This is a genomic window from Streptomyces meridianus (assembly GCF_023703325.1).
Classification (GTDB): Bacteria; Actinomycetota; Actinomycetes; order Streptomycetales; family Streptomycetaceae; genus Streptomyces; species Streptomyces meridianus.
In genome coordinates, this window is sequence record NZ_JAMQGM010000010.1 from 33,821 (window position 1) to 43,871 (window position 10,051).

Below are 10,051 nucleotides of genomic sequence, written 5' to 3' on the forward strand. Positions count from 1 at the left end.
GGACCGAGCGCTCGGTGGACGCGTCAGCCGAGGGAGAGAGGGGTCCGATCCGGCTGCCGAGAACTCAGCTGACCATTCTGCCACACGGCCGCGGTGGCTCTGCCGCCCCCTCAGGCGACGGCCGCGGTCTCCGGAATGCGGAACGGTTCCCCGCACCCACCGCACACGATCGGCGCCTGGGCCAGGACCGAGGGCACCACACGGACGTTGCGGCCGCAGTCGCAGACCGCCTTCACCCGCACCCCGCCGCCGGACGAACCGTGACGCGCGGCCGGCCCGCGGAAACTCCGCGGGGTGTCTCCCGAGGTGGCGGCCGTGTGCTCCTGGAGGGCTCGTTGCAGCCGCTCCATGGTGGGGCGGTAGCGCCGGCCGGCCTCCGGACTCAGGACCACGAGGGAGAAACCGCTGCTGGGGTGTGGCTCTTCCGGGTGGTCGAGCCCCAGCTCTTCGGCGATCGCAAGGAATCTGCGGTTGTGGTAGCGGCCGGCGCGCGAGGTGTCGCGGACTCCCCGGGCGGTCGCGATGCCGTGCACTGCCTCGTGCAGCAGCCTTTCGAAGGAGAGTTCGGCGCCGCATGCCGACGAGGACTCTCCGATCAGCGATTCAGGGGCGGCCAGATCCGGCAGCTCGGGGTGGTGCCGTTGAATATCGGCCCAAGCCAGCGCCAGTTCTGCGGCAAGAACTGTTGGTGTCGTGCTCACGTCGTAAACAACGAGCAGAGGCGCCCCAGTGTTCCGATACCGGGTCAACCGAAATAATTTTGCACTTACCAGTCAGTTGAGCCTCGATGCCGTACGACGAGAGCGGGCGTGTCATTCGGTGACGAATCACGCGGCCCGCATCAATTCCACTCGCATCGCAATGTACGCGGCCTGCCCAGCCGGACGTAGTCGCCGTACGCAGGGCGGGGGACCGCCGCACCGGCTTCCGGCCCGCAGTAATCCGGTCAAGCGGGTGCAGAAGGCTCCCGAGCCTAGCGGTCACCGCAGCGCCGGCCGGAACCGCCCCCGTGACGTCCCGGGCAGAGCACACGGTGGGGCCGGGAGCCCCACCGGACTCACCTGCCCTTCCGGCATACGGACCGGGAGGCCGCCGTGCGCGGCCTGCTGGCGCCAGCCATGTTCGACTCCGCCGCAGGAACGGCGGGCATGGAACGGGTGACCCGGGAGCTGACCGAGGCCCTGCACCCCCGCACACGGCAGGACGGCACGGTCCGGCCCCGGTCCGACACAGCAACGGTCCCGGTGCGGAAGCAGACGCCTCGCGCACCGGGACCCGCGGGGCTCGCAGTCCTCACTGGGGCGGGAGCATGTCCCGGAACTCCTTGGGCAGTTCGAACGGCGCGGCCTCCTGACCGGCATCGTCCTGCCCACCGCCGGCCCGGCGGGCGGCCGCGGCCTGCTCCTCGGCCTTGCGCTTCATGGGGTTGCCGCTGCGCTGCTTACCCTTGGCCTGCTTCTGCTTCTTCTTCTGGCGCGCGCCACCGCCCCCCGTCCCCGGCATCCCCGGCATCCCCGGCATGCCGCCGCCCTGGGCCATCCTCGACATCATCTTGCGTGCCTCGAAGAACCGCTCGATCAGGCTCTTCACCGCGCTGACGTCGACGCCCGAGCCCCGGGCGATACGAGCGCGGCGCGAGCCGTTGATGATGTGCGGATCGTGGCGCTCGCCGGGCGTCATCGACTTGATGATCGCGGCCGTGCGGTCGACCTCGCGCTCGTCGAGGTTGTTGATCTGGTCCTTCATCTGCGCCATGCCGGGCAGCATCCCGAGCAGCTTCGAGATGGAGCCCATCTTGCGGACCTGCTCCATCTGGGCCAGGAAGTCGTCGAGCGTGAACTCCTTGGGCCCCTTCGCCAGCTTGGCCGCCATTTTCTCGGCCTCGGCCTGCGAGAAGGTCTGCTCGGCCTTCTCGATCAGGCTGAGCATGTCGCCCATGCCGAGGATGCGGGAGGCCATGCGGTCCGGGTGGAACGCGTCGAAGTCGTCGAGCTTCTCACCGTTGGAGGCGAACATGATCTGCCGACCGGTGACGTGCGCGATCGACAGGGCGGCACCGCCACGCGCGTCGCCGTCGAGCTTGGACAGCACCACGCCGTCGAAGCCGACGCCGTCCCGGAAGGCCTCGGCGGTGTTGACCGCATCCTGACCGATCATCGCGTCGACGACGAACAGGACCTCGTCCGGGCTGACCGCGTCGCGAATGTCCGCGGCCTGCTGCATGAGCTCCTGATCGATGCCGAGACGGCCGGCCGTGTCGACGATGACCACGTCGTGCTGCTTGCCGCGCGCGAACTCGACGGAGTCCTTGGCGACCTGCACGGGGTCGCCGACGCCGTTGCCCGGCTCGGGCGCGAAGACCGCGACCTCCGCCCGCTCGGCGACAACGGACAGCTGGTTCACCGCGTTGGGGCGTTGGAGGTCACAGGCCACGAGCAGCGGGGCATGGCCCTGGGCCTTGAGCCAGCGGCCCAGCTTTCCGGCAAGCGTCGTCTTACCGGCACCCTGGAGGCCGGCGAGCATGATGACGGTCGGCGGGTTCTTGGCGTACCGGAGCCGGCGTGTCTCGCCGCCGAGGATCCCGACGAGCTCCTCGTTGACGATCTTGATGACTTGCTGCGCGGGGTTCAGCGCCTGCGAGACCTCGGCGCCGAGCGCGCGCTCCTTCACCTGCTTGATGAAGGCCCGCACGACGGGCAGCGCGACGTCCGCCTCCAGCAGGGCGATCCGGATCTCGCGCGCCGTGGCGTCGATGTCCGCCTCGGACAGGCGACCCTTGCCCCGGAGGTTCTTGAACGTCGCTGCGAGGCGGTCGGAGAGGGTATCGAACACGGTGGTCGCGAATCCTTCGGTCGGAAGTGGAGCCGGCGGTCGACCCCCAAGGGTATCTGCACGCAAGAGTGCCATCCCCGCCCGGCGGTCTCCACCGTGCCGCCCGGTGCCTGAGCCCGGGCGTCCGCGGTGCCCCGGCCCCCGGGCTCAGGCCCTTACCGCACGCTCCACGGTACGGGCGAGGGCAGCGGCTTCCTCGTCCGGCAGCGGAGCGCCCGCAGCGTCCGTCACGTAGAAGGCGTCGACGGCGTTGGCCCCGAGCGTGCTGACGTGCGCGCTGCGGACCCGTGCCCCGGCGGCTTCCAGCGCGAGGCCGACCCGGTGCAGCAGGCCGGGGACGTCCTGGGCACGCACCTCGATGACCGTCGCGAACCGGGAACCCGCCGGAGCGACCGTCACCCGGGGCGGCGGGGCGACGATCCCGCGCCGGACCGGGTGGGCGGCTTCACGCTCGGCCAGCCGGCCGGGGACGTCGAGGCTGCCGTCGAGAGCTCGCTCGAGGTCCTTGCGCAGTCTGACCGCCTCCGGGAGGGATCCGTAGACGGCCGAGACCCGCCAGGTCAGCAGCAGGGCGTCCCGCTGCGCGGCCCGGGCACCCGGGCCCTGCGACCCGGCGGCGTGCGGCAGGGTGAGGACGCGCAGGTCCGCGGTGCGCACCCGCAGGCGGTGCAGGGCGAGAACGCCGGCCGCCGCGGGCAGCACGCCCTCCCGGTCGGGCACGGCGATCACCAGCTCGACACCGACCGGTTCGCCGGCGGCTCGGCCCGCGTCGTGGTGGGCATCCGCCCCCTCCGGCGGATGGGGGTCGGTCTGCAGCACCAGCACCGGGACCCCGGTGCTGAGCGCCTCGTGCGCCAGGCGCTCGTGTGCGACGTCCGCCGCGTCCCCGGCGGGCGGCTCATGCGGGACGCCGTCGAGCACGGCCCGCACCCGCCCGACCAGGTCCCCGACCAGCGTGGCCCGCCAGGAGCCCCACGCACCCGGTCCGGTGGCACGGGCATCGGCCTCGGTCAGCGCGTGCAGGATCTCGAGGGTTCCGACGTCCCCGACGGCCCCGGCAACGGTCTGCACGGTGGCCGGGTCGTCCAGGTCGCGCCGGGTGGCGGTCTCGACGAGCAGCAGATGGTGCCGGACGAGCGTGCCGAGAACGGAGGCGTCCCGGCTGCTGAACCCGATGCGCTCGGCCATGTCCCGGGCGATCGTCTCCCCGACCACCGAGTGGTCACCGGGCCAGCCCTTGCCGATGTCGTGCAGCAGCGCCGCGACCAGCAGCAGATCGGGGCGACCGACCCGGCGGGTGAGTTCCGAGGCGCGCACGGCCGTCTCCACCAGATGGCGGTCAACGGTCCACCGGTGCACGGGGTTGCGCTGCGGACGGCAGCGGACACGCTCCCAGTCCGGAAGCAGCCGGGTGATCAGTCCCCCGGCTTCCAGCGTCTCCCACACCGGCACGGTCGCCTCCCCCGCGCCGAGCAGTGTCACCAGTTGCTCCCGGGCCTCCGACGGCCACGGGTCGGGCAGCGGACGGCAGCCCCCCGCCCCGGCCATGCGCTGCACCGCCGCCAGGGACAGCGGCAGACCGGCCTGTGCGGCGGCGGCCGCCGCCCGCAGCGGCAGGACGGGGTCGCGTTCGGGCCTGGCCGTGCGGGCGAGCCCGGCCTCGCCGTCCTGCTCCACGACGCCCTCGGCGAGCGGGCTGCGCGCGCTCTCGGCCGGTGCCCGCCCGCCCCCGGTGAGCGTGCCGCGCAGGCCGCGCAGCCGGGGCCGTCCCGACCGGGCGCGCAGCACTCGGCCGACCTCGCGCCAGGTCAGGTCATCCGCGTGGGCTACCGTGCGGGCTGCCTCGTAGACCTGCCGCAGGAGTACATCGGCGTCAAGCACTCCGAGATGGTGGGAGACCTGGTCCTGGTCCTGCAGCACCAGCCGGTCGGTGGCGCGTCCAGTGGTCAGGTGCAGGGCGTCCCGTACGTCCAGCAGCCGGGTCCGCGCCTCGGCGAGCCCGTGACGCGGGGCGTCGGCGAGCCAGGACGCGGCAACGGCCCGCAGGGCGGTGAGGTCGCGCAGCCCTCCGCGCGCCTCCTTGAGGTCGGGTTCCAGCAGGAACCGGAGTTCGCCGTGCCGGCGGGCCCGCTCCCGGCACAGCTCGCGGAGCTCCGGCAGCCGCGTCGGTGCCCGGTTGCGCCAGTCGGCGAGGACGGCGGACCGCAGACCGGCCGTCAGTTCGGCGCTGCCGGCCAGGTGGCGGGCGTCGAGCAGGCCGAGATGGGCCCGCAGGTCTCCTTCGGCCGTCTTCCTGGCCTGCGCGGGAGTGCGTACGGAGTGGTCGAGATCGAGCCCCAGGTCCCAGATCGGGTACCAGAGCCGGTCCGCGAGGGCGGCCAATCGCGCCGGGTCGAGGGTGCCGTCGTGCAGCAACAGGAGATCGAGGTCGCTGCGGGGGGAGAGTTCGCCCCTGCCGTAGCCGCCGACGGCGACGAGGGAGACCCCGGCAGGCACTCCGTGCGTCCCGGAGGCAAGGAGACCGGCCAGCCACCGGTCGGTGATCCGGGCGAGTTCCGTCCGGCGCGGAGGCCCGGACCGCGCCTGCTCGTGGAGCAGGCGCAGGCGGGCCTCCGCGTAGCAGGAGGCGGGCCCCGAGTACCCGGTCGCGGAGGTTGTCTCGGCACTCGTCACGGCTCGGCTCCTCATCGTTGCGTGCAGTCCTCCGAAGTCAGAGGGCGTCGGGGCCGCGCTCGTCGGTGCGTACCCGGACTACCGTCTCCACCGGGACGCTCCAGACCTTCCCGTCGCCGATCTGACCGGTGCGGGCCGCCTTCACGACCACCTCGATCAGCTGCTCGGCGTCGGCGTCCTCGACCAGTACCTCGATCCGGATCTTCGGTACGAGGTCAACGGTGTACTCCGCGCCCCGGTAGACCTCGGTGTGGCCGCGCTGCCGGCCGTAACCACTGGCTTCCGTGACGGTGAGGCCCTGTACTCCGAAGGCCTGGAGTGCCTCCTTGATCTCGTCGAGCCGGTGGGGCTTCACGACGGCGGTGATGAGCTTCATACGTCCACCTTCTTGTTCAGCGACTTCTGGGGCTCGGTTGCGTCGCCCCGGCCGGGGGCCGCCACGGGCAGGTCACGGCGCGCCGAGGAGCCGCCCATGGCACTGAAGTCGTAGGCGGTCTCGGCGTGGAATGCCTGGTCCACTCCGGCGATCTCCTGCTCCTCGCTCGCGCGGAAGCCGATGGTCCGGTCCACCAGCACGGCCAGCAGCCAGGAGACGAGGAAGGAGTAAACGATCACGGCGCCGGCTCCGACGGCCTGCCGGCCCAGCTGCACCAGCCCGCCGACACCGTCGACGGCGAGGACGCCGACCAGCAGGGTTCCGATGATGCCGCCGACCATGTGCACGCCGACCACGTCGAGCGAGTCGTCGAAGCCCAGCTTGAACTTGAGGCCCACGGCCCAGGAGCAGACAGCTCCGGCCACGACCCCGATCAGGATGGCTCCGAGGGCGTTGACGTTCGCACCGGCCGGTGTGATGGCGACGAGTCCGGCGACGGCGCCGGATGCTGCGCCGAGCGTGGTGAACGCACCGTGGCGCACACGCTCGTACACCAGCCAGCCGAGCATCGCGGCGCCGGTGGCGACCTGGGTGTTCAGCGCCATGTTGGCGGCGGTCCCGTCCGCGGCGAGTTCCGAACCGGCGTTGAAGCCGAACCAGCCGAACCAGAGGAGGGCGGCCCCGAGCATGACGAGCGGCAGACTGTGGGGCCGCATCGGGTCCTTCTTGAAGCCGATGCGTTTGCCCACGACGAGCACGGCCGCGAGGGCGCCGATGCCCGCGTTGATGTGGACTGCCGTGCCGCCGGCGAAGTCGATGACCTCGAGCTTGCGGAGCCAGCCGTCCTCCTGCCACACCCAGTGCGCGACGGGGAAGTAGACGGCGGTCACCCAGAGCGTGATGAACAGCGCCCAGGCCGTGAACTTCACCCGGTCGGCCAGGGCCCCGCTCATGAGGGCGGGGGTGAGCACGGCGAACATCAGCTGGAAGAGGGCGAAGGCGAAGACCGGGATGCCCTTCTTGCCGTCGGTGAGGGTGTCGGGGCCGATGCCGGCCAGCCCGATGTGGTCGAGGTTGCCGAGCAGGCCGCCGCCGACGTCGGCGCCGAAGGTGAGCGAGTAGCCGTACAGCACCCAGAGCACACTGACGATGCCCAGGGAGATGAACGACATCATGAGCATGTTGAGGGTGGTCTTGACCCGCACCATGCCGCCGTAGAAGAAGGCCAGGCCGGGCGTCATCAGCATGACGAGCGCGGCACTGATCAGTACGAACGTGGTGTCTGCGCCATTCAAAGCCGGTGTCCCCTCGTGGGTCGGACGGCCCTGCGGCTGCGCCGTCGAGGGGAAGCCTGTGGGCCGATTTCGTCCACGAGAGTGACCGAGCGCCGTTTCGGCGGGCGCAGCGCGGCGTTTCACCCGGGTGACATCGGTGCCCGGTGTGTTACGCGACGGTGAACCGCCGGGTGACCCGTCACCGGTCGGTGCGTGCCCGCCCCGAGGGCCGTGCTCAGACGGCCTCGGACACCGCGTTCGCCGATTCCGGCAGGTCCTGGAAGAGCTGGGCGGCCAGGTCCGCGATCTCCACCACGTCGGCGTATTCGCGGGCGGCCATGTCCACGGTTTTCCGCAATCTGGTGTTCACCCGCTCCGAACGCATCTTTCCGGCCATGGCAAGCGCCTTCTGCGCCGGCTCCGCGGACAGCGCCGGCTCCTTCTGGAGCAGATGGACCCGGGCCATGCCGATGAGGTTGAGGGCGTACGAGCGCTGGTGCACCTCGTCCTCACGGAAGAGCTCCACCGCTCTGCTCATCGCCGGCTCTGCCATGGACGCGTAGGCCGGGCTACGGCCGGAGACGTGGGCGAGGTCGCAGTAGGAGTGGGCCGTCTCGCCGTTCAGCTCGGCCTCGGAGAAGAACCGGATCCAGTCGGGGTCGTTCTCGTCCTCGCCGGCCTCCTCGAAAGTCGCCTCTGCCATCCGGACGGCCCGCTTGCACTTGCCGGGGTCGCCCATGTTCGCGTAGGCCCGTGCCTCAACGGCGTGGAGCATGGCCTGGGTACGGGCGGTGGCGCAGTCGCGGCTGCCGTACTGGGCCAGGTGGATGAGTTCCAGGGCATCCTCGGGGCGGCCCAGATGGATCATCTGGCGCCCCATGTCGGAGAGAATGTACGACCCCAGGGGCTTGTCGGCGGCCTCCTTCGCCGCGTGCAGCGCCAGCACGAAGTACTTCTGGGCCGTGGGCTGGAGCCCCACGTCGTAGCTCATCCAGCCGGCCAGCTCGGCAAGTTCCGCGGCGACCTTGAACAGGCGCTTCTCCACGGCGGCCGACTGGGACTCCTGCAACAGCTCGGTGACCTCGTGGAGCTGCCCGACGACGGCCTTGCGCCGCAGGCCGCCGCCACACTGCGCGTCCCACTGCCGGAACATCACGGTCGTGGCCTCGAGCAGCTCCAGTTCGGGACCGGAGAGCCGGGAGGCCCGGCGCTCCCGGGCCTGCGCGGGGATGAACGCCACCAGGTCGGGCGTCCGGGCGGGCGTGGGCACCAGCCAGCGCTGCAGGGGCTCGACGAGCGCCGGACCGGCGGCGAGCGACAGCGACGTCCCCAGGAATCCGCGCCGGGCGAGCATCAGGTCGCTGCGGGTGAACTCGCTGATCAGCTCGACGGTCTGGGGCCCCGCCCAGGGCAGGTCGATACCCGACTGTCCGGGCGACGGGCTGGAGGGGCGCAGCCCCAGGTCCTCCACGGCGACAACGCTGCCGAAACGTTCGGAGAACAGGTCGGAGAGGATCCGCGGGATCGGCTCGCGGGGTTGCTCCCCGTCGAGCCAGCGGCGGACGCGGGAGGTGTCGGTGCTGATGTGGTGGGCACCCAGGCGGCGAGCCCGGCGGTTGACCTGGCGGGCGAGTTCGCCCCTCGACCAGCCGCTGCGCACGAACCACGACCCGAGCTGCGCATTGGGGCGTTTCCCGGCCTGGATGCCGCCGCTGCCGTTGCCACCCACGAGAATGCCCCCATCCGAGATGCGTGCCGCGTCCGAGCCCTGTACTGAATGCCGCTCGGTGCGCTGGTCCGCCCGGTGCACCGCCGGGGCGGCGGGCGCATCGGGGAGCCGCATGCCTTCGGCATACCCACGATCCACGCTTCCCTCTCGGACTCGTGCACCGAGCGTAACCTTACGGTCACGGGAGGCAGGAGGGCGGGCCGGGGAAACGCCACCATTCGCCACCCCTTCGAATGAACCCAACCGAGCCGCTTCACGATTCACTTGACACCGAACGGTCGGCAAGCGGCGACCGGGAGTGAACCGGGGTGCGTTCTTCGGAGTCCACCACCCTGCGCACCACAGTGCGCCACCGTGCGCCACTCGCACCCCGGGTCAATGACACAGTGTCACTCCCGACTCCGCCTCGTAACCATCGGCAGGCGGAACCCGTTGGAGGGGGCATGGGCTTCACTATTGGCGGAATCCGGGACCTCCGCTCCGCCTCGCGGCGCCGGAATCGGGCATCCGAGTACACGGCCGTGGCGGAGTACACCGGGCTCTGGGGCTGGGACGTCGTGCCGGGAGCGCGCGCCGGCCGGACGGCCACGGCCGAACAGCCCGGCACCGGCGCGGTCGAGTGCTCCTGCGGAGACGAGGGCTGCCCAGCCCCAGGCGCCCATCCCCTGGAGTTCGCCCCGGAGGTGAAGGCCGGTGCCACTCTCGGCGAGGTCGGCCGGGCCTGGGGCGAGGTGCCCGGCGCGGCCGTTATGCTCCCGGTCGGCCGGACGTTCGACGTGCTCGAGGTGGCCGAAACGGCCGGACGGCACGCTCTCGTCCGGCTGGAACGTATGGGCCTCCCGCTCGGCCCGGTCGTGGCCACCCCGCACGGCCGGGCCCACTTCTTCGTCGCTCCCGGCGCCGCCGCGGACCTCCCGCTCCTGCTGTACCGGATGGGCTGGGACGACGCAGAGCTGGATCTGAGGGCGCTCGGTCCCGGCGACCACATCACCGCACCCCCTTCCGACCTCGGCGGCCTCGGCCCGGTGCGCTGGCTGCGGCCGCCGACGCTCGACACCGTCGGATGTCCCCCGCACGCGCGGCTGCTCCTGGGCACGCTGGCCTACGTCTGCCACCGGTCGGCGGTCTGACGCCGCGGAGGCGCGAGCACGGCGGCGCCCGGCAGCA

Annotated in this window: 7 protein-coding genes; 1 reads left to right on the top strand and 6 read right to left on the bottom strand. The window is 71.7% G+C overall.

The window, feature by feature from the left end; all coding sequences use genetic code 11:
- Positions 1-110 precede the first annotated feature (110 nt).
- The 6 genes from M1E25_RS04550 to nsdA form a co-directional block, all read right to left on the bottom strand.
- Positions 111-701: a hypothetical protein gene (locus M1E25_RS04550; protein ID WP_251409929.1), complete on the bottom strand. Its 591-nt coding sequence runs from the start codon at positions 699-701 to the stop codon at positions 111-113.
- Positions 702-1,293: 592 nt separating this feature from the next.
- Positions 1,294-2,832: a signal recognition particle protein gene (gene ffh, locus M1E25_RS04555; protein ID WP_251409932.1), complete on the bottom strand. Its 1,539-nt coding sequence runs from the start codon at positions 2,830-2,832 to the stop codon at positions 1,294-1,296.
- A gap of 147 nt (positions 2,833-2,979) precedes the next feature.
- Positions 2,980-5,505, bottom strand: a complete 2,526-nt coding sequence (locus M1E25_RS04560; RefSeq protein ID WP_251409935.1) for a [protein-PII] uridylyltransferase — start codon at positions 5,503-5,505, stop codon at positions 2,980-2,982.
- A 37-nt stretch (positions 5,506-5,542) separates the two neighbouring features.
- Positions 5,543-5,881, bottom strand: a complete 339-nt coding sequence (locus M1E25_RS04565) for a P-II family nitrogen regulator (protein ID WP_251409938.1) — start codon at positions 5,879-5,881, stop codon at positions 5,543-5,545.
- Positions 5,878-7,176: an ammonium transporter gene (locus M1E25_RS04570; protein WP_251409941.1), complete on the bottom strand. Its 1,299-nt coding sequence runs from the start codon at positions 7,174-7,176 to the stop codon at positions 5,878-5,880. Before M1E25_RS04570 ends, M1E25_RS04565 begins: the two co-directional genes overlap by 4 nt.
- Before the next feature lie 214 nt (positions 7,177-7,390).
- Entirely contained in the window at positions 7,391-8,884 is a 1,494-nt protein-coding gene (nsdA, locus tag M1E25_RS04575) for a transcriptional repressor NsdA (protein WP_251409956.1), read from the bottom strand.
- A 443-nt stretch (positions 8,885-9,327) separates the two neighbouring features.
- Between nsdA and M1E25_RS04580 the strand changes: the two genes are divergently transcribed.
- Complete coding sequence (locus tag M1E25_RS04580) at positions 9,328-10,014, top strand: bifunctional DNA primase/polymerase (protein WP_251409944.1); 687 nt, start codon at positions 9,328-9,330, stop codon at positions 10,012-10,014.
- Positions 10,015-10,051: the final 37 nt, after the last annotated feature.

What these genes read in the sequence shown, in the direction of transcription:
- M1E25_RS04565 (WP_251409938.1), bottom strand. Translation starts at nt 5,881, where the DNA reads ATGAAGCTCATCACCGCCGTCGTGAAGCCCCACCGGCTCGACGAGATC.
- M1E25_RS04580 (WP_251409944.1), top strand. Translation starts at nt 9,328, where the DNA reads ATGGGCTTCACTATTGGCGGAATCCGGGACCTCCGCTCCGCCTCGCGG.